The sequence below is a fragment of the Acidovorax soli genome, assembly GCF_014207955.1.
In the GTDB taxonomy this organism is placed as follows: domain Bacteria; phylum Pseudomonadota; class Gammaproteobacteria; order Burkholderiales; family Burkholderiaceae_C; genus Acidovorax; species Acidovorax soli_A.
In genome coordinates, this window is record NZ_JACHLK010000009.1 from 131,059 (window position 1) to 147,064 (window position 16,006).

Annotated in this window: 9 protein-coding genes and 6 tRNA genes; 2 read left to right on the top strand and 13 right to left on the bottom strand. The window is 67.4% G+C overall.

All coding sequences use genetic code 11. The annotated features are described in order from the left end of the window. Positions 1 to 119: 119 nt before the first annotated feature. Positions 120 to 4,115: a phosphoribosylformylglycinamidine synthase gene (gene purL, locus HNP48_RS21545; protein WP_184860902.1), complete on the bottom strand. Its 3,996-nt coding sequence runs from the start codon at positions 4,113 to 4,115 to the stop codon at positions 120 to 122. 143 nt (positions 4,116 to 4,258) lie between these two features. On the opposite strand from purL, the gene map reads away from it, so the two are divergent. Then, entirely contained in the window at positions 4,259 to 5,074 is an 816-nt protein-coding gene (gene map, locus HNP48_RS21550; protein ID WP_184860904.1) for a type I methionyl aminopeptidase, read from the top strand. An 81-nt stretch (positions 5,075 to 5,155) separates the two neighbouring features. Then, complete coding sequence (locus HNP48_RS21555; protein WP_184860906.1) at positions 5,156 to 7,747, top strand: [protein-PII] uridylyltransferase; 2,592 nt, start codon at positions 5,156 to 5,158, stop codon at positions 7,745 to 7,747. Between the two features lie 3 nt (positions 7,748 to 7,750). On the opposite strand, the gene paoC is transcribed toward HNP48_RS21555, so the two are convergent. From paoC to gltX, 12 genes are all read right to left on the bottom strand, one after another. After that, a complete protein-coding gene (gene paoC, locus HNP48_RS21560) occupies positions 7,751 to 9,958 on the bottom strand; it encodes an aldehyde oxidoreductase molybdenum-binding subunit PaoC (protein ID WP_184860908.1) in 2,208 nt (735 codons plus the stop codon). A 3-nt stretch (positions 9,959 to 9,961) separates the two neighbouring features. Further along, on the bottom strand, positions 9,962 to 10,915 hold the full coding sequence (locus tag HNP48_RS21565) for a xanthine dehydrogenase family protein subunit M (protein ID WP_184860910.1): 954 nt from the start codon (positions 10,913 to 10,915) through the stop codon (positions 9,962 to 9,964). Further along, positions 10,912 to 11,565, bottom strand: a complete 654-nt coding sequence (gene paoA / locus HNP48_RS21570) for an aldehyde dehydrogenase iron-sulfur subunit PaoA (RefSeq protein ID WP_184860912.1) — start codon at positions 11,563 to 11,565, stop codon at positions 10,912 to 10,914. The genes HNP48_RS21565 and paoA overlap by 4 nt, the downstream gene beginning before the upstream one ends. 102 nt (positions 11,566 to 11,667) lie before the next feature. Continuing rightward, complete coding sequence (locus tag HNP48_RS21575; RefSeq protein WP_184860914.1) at positions 11,668 to 12,558, bottom strand: helix-turn-helix transcriptional regulator; 891 nt, start codon at positions 12,556 to 12,558, stop codon at positions 11,668 to 11,670. Continuing rightward, positions 12,558 to 13,193 (bottom strand): YbhB/YbcL family Raf kinase inhibitor-like protein, encoded by a 636-nt coding sequence (locus HNP48_RS21580; RefSeq protein ID WP_184860916.1) that lies wholly within the window; start codon positions 13,191 to 13,193, stop codon positions 12,558 to 12,560. The genes HNP48_RS21575 and HNP48_RS21580 overlap by 1 nt, the downstream gene beginning before the upstream one ends. Before the next feature lie 448 nt (positions 13,194 to 13,641). Then, positions 13,642 to 13,718 (bottom strand) — tRNA-Asp (locus HNP48_RS21585). A gap of 52 nt (positions 13,719 to 13,770) precedes the next feature. Then, a tRNA-Glu gene (locus HNP48_RS21590) sits at positions 13,771 to 13,846 on the bottom strand. Positions 13,847 to 13,881: 35 nt separating this feature from the next. Then, a tRNA-Ala gene (locus tag HNP48_RS21595) sits at positions 13,882 to 13,957 on the bottom strand. A gap of 46 nt (positions 13,958 to 14,003) precedes the next feature. Continuing rightward, positions 14,004 to 14,080, bottom strand: a tRNA-Asp gene (locus HNP48_RS21600). 60 nt (positions 14,081 to 14,140) lie between these two features. Further along, positions 14,141 to 14,216, bottom strand: a tRNA-Glu gene (locus HNP48_RS21605). 36 nt (positions 14,217 to 14,252) lie between these two features. Further along, positions 14,253 to 14,328, bottom strand: a tRNA-Ala gene (locus HNP48_RS21610). Positions 14,329 to 14,428: 100 nt separating this feature from the next. Further along, positions 14,429 to 15,859 (bottom strand): glutamate--tRNA ligase, encoded by a 1,431-nt coding sequence (gltX, locus tag HNP48_RS21615; protein WP_184860918.1) that lies wholly within the window; start codon positions 15,857 to 15,859, stop codon positions 14,429 to 14,431. Positions 15,860 to 16,006: the final 147 nt, after the last annotated feature.

Here is a 16,006-nt window from a genome sequence, read left to right on the forward strand (position 1 = left end):
ATACGTAAAAACCGCAGACTATAGCAATGATGCAGGTCAATCCCCCACACGGCGAATGGACATGAAAAACGGGGCGCTGGGCCCCGTTTCCGATCAGTCCTGGCGCTGGCGCGCCAGGCTCAACCTACCCACTTGCGGGCGTTGCGCCAGATGCGCATCCAGGGGCTCAACTCGCTGCGGTCGCCACTGGTCCAGCTCATCTGCACGTTGCGGAACACGCGCTCGGGGTGCGGCATCATGGCCGTGAAGCGGCCGTCGGCCGTGGTCACGGCCGTGAGGCCGGCGGCGCTGCCGTTGGGGTTGAAGGGGTACTGCTCGGTGGCCGCGCCGTGGTTGTCCACGAAGCGCATGGCGGCAATCGCCTTGTCGGCATTGCCGCGGTAGCGGAAGTTGGCATAGCCCTCGCCGTGCGCCACAGCGATCGGCAGGCGGCTGCCGGCCATGCCCTGCAGGAACAGGCTGGGCGATTCGAGCACCTCCACCATCGACAGGCGGGCCTCGAAGCGCTCGCTCTGGTTGGTGGTGAAGCGCGGCCAGTCCTGCGCGCCGGGGATGATGTCGGCCAGTTCGGCAAACATCTGGCAGCCATTGCACACGCCCAGGCCGAAGGTGTCGGTGCGGCCGAAGAAGCCCTGGAACTGCGCCGCCAGCACGGGGTTGAACGTGATGCTGCGCGCCCAGCCGATGCCGGCACCCAGCGTGTCACCGTAGCTGAAGCCACCGCAGGCAACCACGCCCTTGAAGTCGGCGAGCTGGGCCCGGCCGGTCTGCAGATCGGTCATGTGCACGTCGTAGGCCTCGAAACCCGCTTCGGTGAAGGCGTAGGCCATTTCGATGTGCGAGTTCACGCCCTGCTCGCGCAGGATCGCGACCTTGGGGCGCGCGAGGTTGATGTACGGCGCGGCCACGTTGTCGGCCGTGTCGAACGTCAGGTGCACGTGCATGCCCGGGTCGGCCGGCGCGCCGGCGGCGGCGTGCTCGGCATCGGCATTGGCAGGGTTGTCGCGCTGCTGGCAGATCTTCCAGCTCACGGCGTCCCAGACCTGGTGCAGGTCGGACAGCGGTGCGCTGAACACGGCCTTGGCATCGCGCCAGACCTGCAGCTCGCCCTTGCCGGCGTCGATGGAGGACGATACGGGGCGCGTCTTGCCCACGAAGTGACTGAAGCGCGAGAGATGGTGCTCGCGCAGCAGTTGCATGACGTCGTTGCGCTCGGACGTGCGCACCTGCAGCAGCACACCCAGCTCTTCGTTGAACAAGGCCTTGAGCGTGAGTTCTTCACGGCGCGCGCTGACCTGGCTGGCCCAGTTCTTGGCGTCGCCGGTTTCCATGCGGCTGTCGCTGATGCCGTCGCCTTCGGTGACCAGCAGGTCCACGTTGAGCGCCACGCCCACATGGCCGGCAAAGGCCATTTCGGCGGCCGCGGCCAGCAAGCCGCCATCGCTGCGGTCGTGGTAAGCCAGGATCTGGCCTTTGGCGCGCAGCGCGTTCACGGCGTTGACCAGGTTCACCAGGTCCTGCGGGTCGTCCAGGTCGGGCACCACATCGCCGCTTTGCTCCAGCGTCTGGCCCAGGATGCTGCCGCCCATGCGGCTCTGGCCCTTGCCCAGGTCGATCAGCACCAGGGTGGAGTCTTCCTCGGTGGCGTTCAGTTGCGGGGTCAGCGTGCCGCGCACGTCGGCCAGCGAGGCAAACGCACTCACAATCAGGCTCACGGGCGAGGTGACCTTCTTGGTCGCGCCCTCGTCCTTCCACTGCGTGCGCATGGACAGCGAGTCCTTGCCCACGGGAATGGAGACACCCAGCGCCGGGCACAGCTCCATGCCCACGGCCTTGACCGTGGCGTACAGGGCAGCGTCTTCACCGGGCTCGCCGCAGGCGGCCATCCAGTTGGCGCTGAGCTTCACGCGTGGCAGCTCGATGGGCGCGGCCAGCAGGTTGGTGATGGCCTCGGCCACGGCCATGCGGCCGGAAGCGGGGGCGTTGATCGCGGCCAGCGGCGTGCGCTCGCCCATGCTCATGGCCTCGCCGGCAAAGCCCTTGTAGTCGGCCAGGGTCACGGCGCAATCGGCCACGGGCACCTGCCAGGGGCCCACCATCTGGTCGCGGTGCGACAGGCCGCCCACCGTGCGGTCGCCGATGGTGATAAGAAAACGCTTGGACGCCACCGTGGGGTGGGCCAGCACGTCGATCACGGCCTTTTGCAGCGGCACGCCGGTCAGGTCCATGGGCGCGAACTCGCGCGCCACCGTGGCCACGTCGCGGTGCATCTTGGGCGGCTTGCCCAGGAGCACGTTCATGGGCATGTCCACGGGCAGCTTCTGGTCGCCGCCGGCCACGGCCGTGTCGTCCAGCACCAGCTGGCGCTCTTCGGTGGCGGTGCCGATCACGGCAAACGGGCAGCGCTCACGCTCGCAGAAGGCCTGGAACTGGGCCAGCGAGCCGGGGGCGATGGCCAGCACATAGCGCTCCTGGCTTTCGTTGCTCCAGATTTCCTTGGGCGCCATGCCCGATTCTTCGAGCGGCACGGAACGCAGGTCGAAGCGTGCACCGCGGCCGGCGTCGTTGGTCAGCTCGGGGAAGGCGTTGGACAGGCCGCCCGCACCCACGTCGTGGATGGCCAGGATGGGGTTGGCCGCGCCCTGCGCCCAGCAGTGGTTGATGACCTCCTGCGCGCGGCGCTCGATCTCGGGGTTGCCGCGCTGCACGGAGTCGAAATCGAGCTCGGCCGCGTTCGTGCCCGTGGCCATGGAACTGGCCGCGCTGCCGCCCATGCCGATGCGCATGCCGGGGCCGCCCAGCTGGATCAGCAGCGAGCCGGCGGGGAATTCGATCTTCTTGGTCAGGCCGGCGTCGATCACGCCCACACCGCCCGCGATCATGATGGGCTTGTGGTAGCCGCGCTGCACGCCACCCACGTTCTGTTCGTACTCGCGGAAATAGCCCGCCAGGTTGGGGCGGCCAAACTCGTTGCTGAACGCGGCGCCGCCCAGAGGGCCTTCGACCATGATCTGCAGCGGGCTGGCAATGTGCTCGGGCTTGCCCACTTCGCTGCCCCAGAGCTTGGAGACGGTGAAACCCGTGAGGCCGGCCTTGGGCTTGGAGCCCCGGCCCGTGGCGCCTTCGTCACGGATCTCGCCGCCCGCGCCGGTGGATGCGCCGGGGAACGGGGAGATCGCCGTGGGGTGGTTGTGCGTTTCCACCTTCATCAGCACATGCTGGGTGGCCTCGCTCTTGGCATAGCCGGGCGTGCCGGCATCGCCCATGCGGGCGATGAAGCGCTCGACCTGGTGGCCTTCCATCACCGAGGCGTTGTCCGAGTAGGCGATCACCGTGTGCTGGGGCGCCAGCTGGTGGGTGTTGCGGATCATGCCGAACAGGCTCTTGTCCTGGGCCACGCCGTCGATGGTGAACTGGGCGTTGAAGATCTTGTGGCGGCAGTGCTCGCTGTTGGCCTGGGCGAACATCATCAGCTCGACGTCGCTCGGGTTGCGTGCCAGGCCAGTGAAGGCGTTGACCAGGTACTCGATCTCGTCTTCGGCCAGGGCCAGGCCGAAGCGGGTGTTGGCCGCCTCCAGCGCGGCGCGGCCGCCGCCCAGCAGGTCCACATGCTCCATGGGCGCGGGCTGCAGTTCGGTGAACAGGGCGGCGGCGGCACTGCGGTCGGCCACCACCGATTCGGTCATGCGGTCGTGCAGCAGCGCGGCGACCTGGGCCACCTGCTCGGCATTCAGCTCGGGCGTGCCACCCAGCAGGCCGGGCTTGAGGGAGACACGGTATTCGGTGATGCGCTCCACGCGGCGGATGGCGATGCCGCAGTTGCGCGCAATGTCGGTGGCCTTGGAGGCCCAGGGCGAGAGCGTGCCCAGGCGCGGGGTGACGACGATGACGGCGCCGCTGTCGGGGCCGGCGTAGGGGTCGCCGTAGGTCAACAGGGCCGCCAGGCGTTCCTGCTCGGCGGGCGAGACGGGGCTGTCGGTGGCCACCAGGTGCACGAAGCGCGCAGCGATGCCGGTGATCTTGGGGTGGATGGCCTCGAGGGCGGGCTGGAGTTGCTGGGCGCGGAAGGTGCTGAGGGCGTTGCCGCCCGCCAGCGTGGTCATGTGCAAGGTCACGGTAGCGGCCTGTTGGGGGTGTGAGGGGTACGTGGGCACAACCGCCACCCCGAAAAGTCTGCGCGGGCAGCGGTTAGCCTCTCATTTTAACCGGCCGCGCCCCACCGCATGCAGTGTCCGGTCCGCAATGGGATAATCCCGGTATGACGATCAACATCAAAAGTGCACAGGACATCGAGGGCATGCGCGTGGCGTGCCGCCTGGCGTCTGAAGTGCTGGACTACATCGCCCCCCACATCAAGCCCGGCATCACCACGAACGAGATCGACCGGCTGGCCGCCGAATGCATGGCCCAGCAGGGCACGATCTCGGCCACGGTGGGCTACCAGCCGCCCGGCTACCCCCCCTACCCCAAGTCGCTGTGCACCTCGGTCAACCACGTGGTGTGCCATGGCATCCCCAACGACAAGCCCCTGAAGAAGGGCGACATCGTGAACGTGGACGTCACCGTGATCACCAAGGACGGCTGGTATGGCGACAACAGCCGCATGTACCTGATCGGCGAGACCTCCATCGCCGCCAAGCGCCTGTGCGCCATGACCTTTGACGCCATGTGGCATGGCATCGTACAGGTCAAGCCGGGCGCGCGCCTGGGCGACATTGGCCACGCCATCCAGAAGTTCGCCGAAGGCCTCGGGTTCTCGGTGGTGCGCGAGTTCTGCGGCCACGGCATCGGCCAGCGCTTCCACGAAGAGCCCCAGGTGCTGCACTACGGCAAGCCCGGCACGCTCGACGAGCTCAAGCCCGGCATGGTGTTCACCATCGAGCCCATGATCAACGCCGGCCGCCGCGAGGTGAAGGAGCACGGCAACGACGGCTGGACCATCGTGACCAAGGACCACAGCCTGTCGGCCCAGTGGGAGCACACGGTGCTGGTCACCGAGACGGGCTACGAGGTGATGACCATCTCGGCCGGCTCGCCGCCGCTGCCGTCCTTTGTGACATCCACAAAGACATAAAAAGTCAGCGGGAAACCCGCTGCGCACGACTCTTGCGTGGAACACTGCATGGCCATATCGACTGCAACGCCCCTATCGTCCATGACCGAAATCCACGCCCTGCGGGATGCCTACCGCCGCGACAAGGCGGCGCTGATGGCCTCGATCCAGGCCACGGGTGCCTCCACCCGCGGCATCCGGGTGCTGCTGCGCAAGCTCTCCACCCTGGCGGGCGACCTGCTGCAGCAGCTGTGGCAGCGCGCCGAGCTGCCGCCCGATCTGGCGCTGGTGGCGGTGGGCGGCTTTGGCCGCGACCAGCTGTTTCCCTACTCCGACGTGGACGTGCTGCTGCTGCTGCCCGACGACCGCGCGGCCGACGGCTGCAGCGTGCTGCGCGGCCAGCTTGAAGGCTTCATCGGCAGCTGCTGGGATGCAGGGCTGGAAATCGGCTCCAGCGTGCGCACCATCGCCGAATGCCTGGCCGAGGCAGCGGCCGATGTGACGGTGCAGACCTCGCTGCTCGAAGCGCGCCAGATCTGCGGCAGCACCGAACTCTTCGCCCGGTTCCAGGAGCGGTACCGCGCGCAGATGGACCCGCAGGCCTTCCTCGTGGCCAAGACGCTGGAGATGCGCCAGCGCCACAACAAGTACGAGAACACGCCCTATTCGCTGGAGCCCAACTGCAAGGAGTCGCCCGGCGGCCTGCGCGACCTGCAGATGATCCTGTGGGTGGCGCGCGCAGCGGGCCTGGGCAGCACCTGGAAGGAACTGGCCGCCAACGGCATGGCCACGGCCTTCGAGGTGCGCCAGATCGAGCGCAACGAGGCTGTGCTGTGCCTGATCCGTGCGCGCCTGCATGCGGCGGCGGGCCGGCACGAAGACCGGCTGGTGTTCGACCTGCAGACCGCCGTGGCCGAGTCCTTCGGCTACCGCTCGCAGGCGCCCGATGGCTCGCGCCTGCCCATGCGCGCCAGCGAGGCCATGATGCGCCGCTACTACTGGGCGGCCAAGGCGGTTTCGCAGCTCAGCCAGATTTTGCTTCTCAACATCGAGGAGGCGCTCAACCCCTCGGCGCACGAGCTGCGCCCCATCAACGAGCGCTTCTTCGAAAAATCGGGCCTGATCGAGGTCGCCAGCGACGACCTGTACCTCAAGGACCCGCACGCCATCCTGGAGACCTTTTTGCTCTACCAGACCACGGTGGGGCTCAAGGACCTGTCGGCGCGCACCCTGCGCGCGCTGTACAACGCGCGCGGCGTGATGGACGGGGCCTTTCGCAGCGACCCGGTGAACCGCGCCGCCTTCATGCGCATCCTGCAGCAGCCCGCCGGCATCACGCATGCCATGCGGCTCATGAACCAGACCTCGGTGCTGGGGCGCTACCTGTGGGCCTTCCGCGGCATCGTGGGCCAGATGCAGCACGACCTGTTCCACGTCTACACGGTGGACCAGCACATCCTGATGGTGCTGCGCAATGTGCGCCGCTTCTTCATGGCCGAGCATGCGCACGAGTACCCGTTCTGCTCGCAACTGGCCGGCGGCTGGGACAAGCCCTGGCTGCTGTACCTGGCCGCGCTGTTCCACGACATCGGCAAGGGCCGCGGCGGCGACCATTCGCAGATCGGCGCCATGGAAGTGCGGCGCTTTTGCCGCCAGCACAAGGTGGACCGCGAAGACGGCCAGCTCGTCGAGTTCCTGGTCAGCGAACACTTGGCCATGAGCCGCATCGCGCAGAAGGAAGACCTGAGCGACCCGGACGTGATCGCCGCCTTTGCCAAACGCGTGGGCAACGAGCGCTACCTCACGGCGCTGTACCTGCTCACGGTGGCCGACATCCGCGGCACCAGCCCCAAGGTGTGGAACGCCTGGAAGGGCAAGCTGCTCGAAGACCTGTACCGCGCCACGCTGCGCGCCCTGGGCGGGCGCGCCCCCGACGCCGCGGCCGAGGTCGAGGCGCGCAAGCGCGAGGCCCTGGTGCTGCTGGCGCTGAGCGCCCTGCCCTTCGAGGCGCACAAGGCTTTGTGGGCCACGCTGGACGTGAGCTACTTCATGCGCCACGAGGCGGCCGACATCGCCTGGCACACGCGCCACCTCTCACGCCATGTGGGCGCCCCCAAGCCCGTGGTGCGTGCGCGCCAGTCGCTGGCCGGCGACGGCCTGCAGGTGATGGTCTACGCACCCGACCAGGAAGACCTGTTCGCGCGCATCTGCGGCTATTTCGACCGCGCGGGCTTCAGCATCCTCGATGCGCGCGTGCACACGGCCAACAACCAGCATGCGCTCGACACCTTCCAGATCGTGGCCGACGACCAGGCCGGCCACTACCGCGAGCTGACCCACATGGTGGAGAGCGACCTGGTGCATGTGATCGAGGAAGGCGGCCCCCTGCCCGAGCCCACGCGCAAGCGCGTCTCGCGCCGGGTCAAGAGCTTCCCCTTTGCGCCGCGCGTCACCCTGCGCCCCGATGAAAAGGCCCAGCGCTGGCTGCTGGCCATCTCGGCCAGCGACCGCGCCGGCCTGCTCTACCTGGTGGCGCGCGTGCTGGCCCAGCACCACCTGAGCGTGCAACTGGCCAAGGTCAGCACCCTGGGCGAGCGCGTGGAAGACACCTTTCTGGTGCAGGGCCCGGAGCTGCAGAACAACGCACGGCAGATCCAGATCGAGACGGAACTGCTCAAAGAGCTCACGTCCTGACCGTCAGGCCATGGGCGGCAGCTTGTCGAGCAGCTTGTCCAGCGTGACCGGGTAATCGCGCACCCGCGCGCCCGTGGCGTTGAAGACGGCGTTGGCAATGGCGGCGCCCACGCCGCACAGGCCCAGCTCGCCCACGCCCTTGGCCTTCATGGGCGACGAAGTCGGGTCGGTCTCGTCCAGGAAGACCACCTCCTGGTGCGGGATGTCGGCATGCACCGGCACCTCGTAGCTGGCCAAATCGTGGTTCACGAAAAAGCCCTGGCGCTTGTCCACGGCCAGGTCTTCCATCAGCGCGGCCCCCACGCCCATGGTCATGGCGCCAATGACCTGGCTGCGCGCCGTCTTGGGGTTGAGGATGCGGCCTGCAGCGCACACGGCCAGCATACGGCGCACGCGGATCTCGCCGGTGGCCACGTCCACGCCCACCTCGACGAAATGCGCGCCGAAGGTCGATTGCTGGAATTTCTTCTGCAGGTCGCCATACGCGATGCTGTCTTCCACCACCAGTTCGCCATCGGCCGCCGCCTCGGCCAGGGGCACGGAGCGCTCGCCGGCGCGCACCATGCCGCCTTCAAACTGGATGCCCTCGTCCGCCATGCCCAGCTTCTGGGTAATGGCCTCGCGCAGCTTCACGCAGGCCGCATACACCCCGGCCGTGGACGAATTGGCACCCCACTGCCCGCCCGAGCCGGCCGACACGGGAAAGGACGAATCCCCCAGGCGCACCATGACCTTGTGGACCGGCAGGCCCAGCATCTCGGCAGCGGTCTGTGCAATGACCGTGTACGAGCCCGTGCCGATATCGGTCATGTCGGTTTCCACCGTGAGCACGCCGCGCGGGCTGAGCCGCACGCGCGCGCCGGACTTCATCACCAGGTTGTTGCGAAAGGCCGCGGCCACGCCCATGCCCACCAGCCAGCGGCCATCGCGCACCTGGCCGGGCTCTGCCTTGCGCTGGCTCCAACCAAAGCGCTGGGCACCGGTGCGCAGGCACTCGACCAGCTGCCGCTGCGAGAACCGGCGTTCGGGATGTTCGGGGTCCACCTGGGTGTCATTGATCGCGCGCAGCTCCACCGGGTCGATGCCCAGCTTGTGCGCCATCTCGTCCATGGCGATCTCCAGCGCCATCAGGCCGGGGGCCTCGCCCGGGGCGCGCATGGCATTGCCCTCGGGCAGGTCGAGCACGGCCAGGCGCGTGGCGGTGAGCCGGTGGGCACCGGCATAGAGCAAGCGCGTCTGGTTCACCGCCGTCTCGGGCTTGCCGCCCGGCAGGTCGCCGGACCAGCTTTCATGGGCAATGGCACTGATCTTGCCGTTCTTCGCGGCACCGATGCGGATGCGCTGGATGGTGGCCGGCCGGTGCGTGGTGTTGTTGGCGATCAGCGGCCGCTGCAGCGCCACCTTCACGGGCTGGCGCGCCGCCTTGGCGCCCAGTGCGGCCAGCAGCACATCGGCACGGATGAACAGCTTGCCGCCAAAGCCGCCACCCACGAAGGGCGAGACCAGGCGCACGTTCTCCTTGGGGATGCCCAGGGTTTTGGCCAGGTCGCCCACGCTCCAGTCGACCATCTGGTTGGAGCTCCAGACGGTGAGCTTGTCGCCGTTCCATGCCGCGGTGGTGGCATGCGGCTCCATCATGGCGTGCGAATGGTCGGGTGTGGTGTAGGTGGCGTCGTGCTGCACGGGCGCCGCATCGAAGGCTTTCTCGAAGCCGCCCTTGCGGGTGTCGGCGGGCGATCCGTCCTGTTCGGGCGGCTTCTGCGCCGAAGGGCGCGCGGCCGCCAGGTCGAACTGGCCCGGCGCGCGGGCGTACTGCACCTTCAGCAGCTGCGCCGCGGCGCGCGCCTGCTCGAAGCTGTGGGCCACGACCAGGGCGATGGCCTGGTGGTAGTGCTGCACCTCGGGGCCGGCCAGCAGGCGGGCCGTATTGAATTTTCCCTGGCCCAGGGCACCCGCCGTCTTCGCCGTGACGATGGCGATCACGCCGGGTGAGCCCTGCGCGGCACGCAGGTCCATGGACTCGATGCGGCCCCTGGCAATGGCGGCGCCGACCACGACGCCGTAGGCGGGCCTGGCCACTGCGTCGTGGCGCTCATAGGCGTAGGGCGCCACACCGCTGGTCTTCAGGGGGCCGTCGATGCGGTCGACGGCCTGGCCGACCACGCGCAGCTGGTCGATGGGGTTGGTGGTGGCGGGCGTGTCGAATTGCATGGCTCAAGCCCCTTTTGCCTGTGCCAGCACGGCGGCCAGGGTGCGCTCGGCCAATGCCAGCTTGAACGCGTTGTCGTGCGCGGGCTGCGCGCCGGCCAGCAGCTTGCCGGCCGTGGCCTTGGCGCCGTTGGGCAGCTCGGCCTCGGCCGCCTCCACACGCCAGGGCCTGTGGGCCACGCCACCCAGCGCCACGCGCCCCGTGCCATTGCGCTGCACGATGGCGGCCACCGAAACCAGCGCAAAGGCATACGAGGCGCGATCGCGCACCTTGCGATAGACATGCGTGCCGCCCACGGGCCGGGGCAGGGTCACGGCGGTGATGAGCTCGCCCGGTGCCAGCACCGTCTCGATGTGCGGCGTGGTGCCCGGCAGGCGGTGGAAGTCGGCGATCGGGATCACGCGCGTGCGGCCATCGCCGCGCACCGTCTCCACCTTGGCGTCGAGTACGCGCAGGGCCACGGCCATGTCGCTCGGGTGCATGGCGATGCAGGCCGGGCTGGTGCCGATCACCGCATGCTGGCGCGTCACCCCGCCGATGGCGCTGCAGCCGCTGCCCGGCTGGCGCTTGTTGCAGGGCATGTGGGTGTCGTAAAAGTACGGGCAACGGGTGCGCTGCAGCAGGTTGCCGGCCGTGGTGGCCTTGTTGCGCAACTGGCCCGAGGCACCCGCCAGCAGGGCACGCGCAAGCACGCCATAGTCACGCCGCACACGTTCGTGCGCGGCCAGGTCGGTGTTGCGCACCAGGGCGCCGATGCGCAGGCCGCCGTCCAGCGCGGGCTCGACCTTGTCCAGTTGCAGTGCGTTCACATCCACCAGGTGCACGGGGTTCTCTATCTGCAGCTTCATCAGGTCCAGCAGGTTGGTGCCGCCCGCGATGAATTTGGCCCCAGGCACCCGCTCGACCGCCGCGGCCGCCTCTGCGGGCGACTGGGCCCGCTCGTAGGTGAAGGGCTTCATGCTTTCACCCCCGCCACGTCCGCAAGGGCATCCACGATGTTGGAGTACGCACCGCAGCGGCAGATATTGCCGCTCATGCGCTCGCGCAGTTCCTCGGCCGAGAGCAGCGGCCGCGCCGTGAGGTCGGCGCTCACATGGCTGGGGATGCCGCGGCGGATCTCGTCGAGCACGCCCACGGCCGAGCAGATCTGCCCGGGCGTGCAATAGCCGCACTGGTAGCCGTCGTGTTTCACAAAGGCCGCCTGCATCGGGTGCAGGTTGCGCGGCGTGCCCAGGCCCTCCACGGTGGTGATCTGCGATCCCTCGTGCATCACCGCCAGGGTCAGGCAGGCGTTGATGCGCCGGCCATCGGCGATCACCGTGCAGGCGCCGCACTGGCCATGGTCGCAGCCCTTCTTGGTACCCGTGAGCTGCAGGTGCTCGCGCAGCGCATCGAGCAAGGTGGTGCGGGTGTCCAGCTCCAGCTCGCGCGGCTGGCTGTTCACGATGAAGGCCACCTTGGCCATGGGGATGGGGAAGGTGACGCCCGGGGGTTGGGGCACGGCCACCTGGGCGTGGGCGGGCATGGCGGCCGTTGCCGCGCCGCAGGCGCCACCTGCGATCAGCAGGTCGCGCCGGGACACGGGCCAGCTGGCGGGATGGTCTTCCATGGCTTTTTCCTGTGGGGCGGATATCGATCCATGGTGGGCGCCGGGGCCCGCCAGCCCATGGCGGCTGCGTCCTGAATCGATGTAGGACGATTGCCCGCAGGCCTACCGAACGGCCGACGGCAGGTAGCCAAAGCGCGCACGGAAGCGCTCGGCAAAACGCGCCCGCGACTGGTAGCCACAGGCCTGCGCAATGCGCGGAATGCTCCAGGCCGTGGTCTGCACCAGCATCAGCGCATGGTGCATGCGGACATCGACCAACAGCACATCGAAGCGCACCTGCTCCTTGGCAAGGCGCCTGCGCAGGGTGGCCTCGCTCATGGCCAGGGCCCGCCCGGCCTCCTGGGCCGTCCAGTGCCGCTCTGGCGCCTCGCCGATCAGGGTGCGCAGGCGCCCCGAGGTGCCCTGCTGCGCGCCAGCCTTGAACAGATGGCCACGCTCTGCCAGAGCGGCCAGCAGGTCCATCAGGCGGTAGCCCAGGCGCTCGTCGCTGAGGTGCAGGCCGCCAGCGCTGTCCACCACATGCCGCAGGGTGGCGGCCAGGTCTTCATCCAAGGGCATTCGCGTGAACGGCGCTGCTGCTGCCGTGGCCGCATCCGCCCCACCCGGCGGCCGGGCGCGCTGGAAGGCCTCCAGCAGATCGGACGACAGCGTGAGCAGCACGGAGCGAAAGCGCTGCTCGGCGCCACCTGGCGTCTTCACCAGCTCGGCGCAGGTGCCCGGCTGGACGAGCAGCAACGACGCTGGCGTGTCCACCACCACCGCCGGACTCCCGCCACCCTCGTCCAGCTGCAACTGACCTGCCGCCACCAGCACCAGGGTCGCCTCGTGGAACAGGAAACGCGGCGTGTGCTGGGGCTGCTTCAGGCAGGGCTGCGCCAGCCCGCACAATCCACGCCGCAGCACGGGGGTGCGGTCCGGCAGCCACCAGCCCGAGCCTGCGCCAGCACCCTTTTGCGGCACGGCAGCTGGCGGCCATGCGTCCCTGGCACTCATCAAGCGGCAGGCACCGCAGGGTTCAGGCTGTAGAGACCGGTCAGGCGGGCCTGCGCCAGCACCGGGGCCGCAGCCAGGGCGGCACGCACGTTCGCGCCGGTCAGCGGCCCCTGCACGGCCAGGGTCGGCGCGGCCAGGGCATACACGGTGAAGACGTAGTGGTGCACCAGGGTGTCGTTCCAGGGTGGGCAGGGGCCGTCGTAACCGTAGTAGTCGCCCTTCATCTGCTCGTCGCCCGCAAACCAGCCGGTGTAATCGTTGATGCCATGGCGCAGGCCACCGGGCGCCGCAGGGCCACCCTTGCCGCGCGGCGTGACGGCACCCGACTGCGCGCCCGCCTCGATCTGCGTGGTGCCGGCCGGAATGTCGAGCAGCAGCCAGTGGAAGAAATCCACGCGCGGCAGCGTGGCGGGCACCTGGCGGCCCTCCTGGTTCACGTCGTCGCCGCGGCTGGGCACATCGGGATCATGGCAAACCACCACGAACGACTGGGTGCCGTCGGGCGCACCGCTCCAAGCCAGGTGCGGGTTGCGGTTGGAGGACAGGGCCACATGCGATGCCGCATCGGGCACCGCGAAGGCGAATTCGCCGGGAATGGCCTGGCCGTCTTGGAAACTGTGGCTGGTGAGTTGCATGGAAGATCCCATCCTTGGAGGTTGCTTGGCAGTGGAGAAGAGAATGTGCCGGGTGGCCGGTGGGCACCGGGAACGCACCGGAATTCTAGGGACAGGCCGCGCGGCACGGGTTCCTGATCCGATCAAACTAGGGACCCATCCCGTCAATCTGAGGGTGCAAGGTGTGTCAACGGGAGCGGTGCGCCACACAAAAGTGCGGTAGCCCATGGGATGCTGCGGGCGTTGATCAGCCCCTTCATCCTCTGAAATAGCCGTGCCTTGTGCCGGCAATGCCTTGAACGCAGTAGTGCGAAGGCAGTGCCATCAGGGGCGAAGACCAATGAAGCCTCGGACCAGGCACGGAGTTTCTACTGCAAATGCTTGGCGCATTTTTACCAGGATCGATCTCAAATCAAAATCACCAATGAAAAAGCCGATGCAAATCAGAAATTTGCATCGGCTTTCATTTTGGCGGAGTGGACGGGACTCGAACCCGCGACCCCCGGCGTGACAGGCCGGTATTCTAACCAACTGAACTACCACTCCTGGTAGATAGCTTTCGCCTGCATCGTGCGACACAGGCCAAGCGCTACAAACTTGGCGACCCTACGGGGATTCGAACCCCGGTACTCACCGTGAAAGGGTGATGTCCTAGGCCTCTAGACGATAGGGTCATAACCTTGGAACTAACCGACTAACCAAAAAACCGTGGTGGAGGTAAACGGGATCGAACCGATGACCTCTTGCATGCCATGCAAGCGCTCTCCCAGCTGAGCTATACCCCCACGGGGCCTTCGCGCATCACACAGATGACACACGACGGCAATAAACTGGCGGAGTGGACGGGACTCGAACCCGCGACCCCCGGCGTGACAGGCCGGTATTCTAACCAACTGAACTACCACTCCTGGCAGGCAGCTTTCGCTTGCAGCAATGTTTTCACATCACACAAGCCAAGCGCTACAACTTGGCGACCCTACGGGGATTCGAACCCCGGTACTCACCGTGAAAGGGTGATGTCCTAGGCCTCTAGACGATAGGGTCAAAACCTTGGAACTTGCGAACCGTTCTGATGGAAAGTGGTGGAGGTAAACGGGATCGAACCGATGACCTCTTGCATGCCATGCAAGCGCTCTCCCAGCTGAGCTATACCCCCACTTGATGCAGCTGGAAATACCTTCCCAAACTGCCCTTTGTCGACTTCATTCACACTGTGTATGTCGTCTTCATCAGAGACTCAAATTATAGACAGGTTTTTAGCCGTTTTGCAAACGAACGCGAATTTTTTCGCGTCCGAGCAATTCCAGCACCGCATCGACCGATGGCGTATGGGCCGTGCCCACCGTCAGCACGCGCACGGGCATGGCCAGTTGGGGCATCTTCAGGCCATGGGCAGCCAGCACTTGCTTGAAGGCGGCGCTGATCGCAGCCTTGTTCCATTCGCAGGTGGCCAGCGTTTCGGACAGCGCGGCGATGGCGGGCTTGATGGCATCGGTCACATGCTGGGCCAGCTCCGCCTCGTTGGGCGTCACGTCGCCATAGAAGACCTGGGCCCATTCGGCCAGGGCCACGGTGGTGTCGCAGCGGTCCTTGAACAGGGCACAGATGCGCGGCAGACGGCCGTCGGCCAGATCGGCAGCAGCCAGGCCGCGCTTTTGCAGTTGGGCCGAGACCAGGGCAGCCAGGGCCTCGTCGTCCATGGCCTTGAGGTGCTGGGCGTTGACCCAGCGCAGCTTGGCCTCGTCGAACTGCGCAGCGCTGCGGCCCAGGTGGTCAAGGTTGAACCATTCGAGAAACTGCGCGCGGCTGAAGATCTCGTCGTCGCCGTGGCTCCAGCCCAGGCGGGCCAGGTAATTGACCATGGCGTCGGGCAGGTAGCCTTCGTCGCGGTACTGCGTCACGGGCTTGGCGCCGTTGCGCTTGCTCATCTTCTCGCCCTGCTCGTTGAGCACGGTAGGCAGGTGGGCGTACACCGGGGGTTCCTTGCCCAGGGCACGGAAGATGTTGATCTGGCGCGGCGTGTTGTTCACATGGTCGTCGCCACGGATCACATGGGTGATGGCCATGTCGATGTCGTCCACCACCACGCAGAAGTTGTAGGTGGGCGTGCCATCGGGGCGCGCGATCACCAGGTCGTCGAGCTCGTCGTTGCGGATCTCGATGCGGCCCTTGACCTTGTCGTCCCAGGCGACCACGCCGCCCTGCGGGTTCTTGAAGCGCAGCACAGGCTGCACGCCTTCGGGGATGGCTGGCAGGGCCTTGCCGGGCTCGGGGCGCCAGGTGCCGTCGTAGCGCGGCTTTTCCTTGGCGGCCATCTGCTTCTCGCGCAGGGCGTCGAGTTCGGCGATGCTCATGTAGCAGGGGTAGACCAGGCCCGTGGCCTTGAGCTCTTCGAGCACGGCGCGGTAGCGGTCCATGCGATGCATCTGGTAGAACGGGCCTTCGTCGGGCTGCATGCTCAGCCATTCCATGCTTTCCAGGATCACATCCACGGCCACCTGGCTGGAGCGCTCCACGTCGGTGTCTTCAATGCGCAGCACGAAATCGCCACCCATGGCGCGCGCAAAAGCCCAGGGATACAGGGCCGAGCGGATGTTGCCCAGGTGGATGAAGCCCGTGGGCGATGGCGCAAAGCGCGTGCGCACGCGGCCGGCGGTGGGGGTGGGGGTGGTGTTCTGGTCGGTCATAGTCTTGTGAGGTGGGCCGCCCTGCCCTGCGGGCCATGGCACGGGCAAAAGGCGGCGTGCAATGCCAATAATGATAAGTGCCGGGCGGGCCTGCCCTGAAACGGCATGGGCGCCCCGATGACCGGCGCGCCCACGAATGGCTTGTCA

Excerpts from the sequence above, each read along its gene's own strand:
- map (WP_184860904.1), top strand. The coding sequence starts at position 4,259 with ATGACGATCAACATCAAAAGTGCACAGGACATCGAGGGCATGCGCGTG.
- HNP48_RS21555 (WP_184860906.1), top strand. The coding sequence starts at position 5,156 with ATGACCGAAATCCACGCCCTGCGGGATGCCTACCGCCGCGACAAGGCG.
- paoC (WP_184860908.1), bottom strand. The coding sequence starts at position 9,958 with ATGCAATTCGACACGCCCGCCACCACCAACCCCATCGACCAGCTGCGC.
- HNP48_RS21565 (WP_184860910.1), bottom strand. The coding sequence starts at position 10,915 with ATGAAGCCCTTCACCTACGAGCGGGCCCAGTCGCCCGCAGAGGCGGCC.
- paoA (WP_184860912.1), bottom strand. The coding sequence starts at position 11,565 with ATGGAAGACCATCCCGCCAGCTGGCCCGTGTCCCGGCGCGACCTGCTG.
- HNP48_RS21575 (WP_184860914.1), bottom strand. The coding sequence starts at position 12,558 with ATGAGTGCCAGGGACGCATGGCCGCCAGCTGCCGTGCCGCAAAAGGGT.
- HNP48_RS21580 (WP_184860916.1), bottom strand. The coding sequence starts at position 13,193 with ATGCAACTCACCAGCCACAGTTTCCAAGACGGCCAGGCCATTCCCGGC.
- gltX (WP_184860918.1), bottom strand. The coding sequence starts at position 15,859 with ATGACCGACCAGAACACCACCCCCACCCCCACCGCCGGCCGCGTGCGC.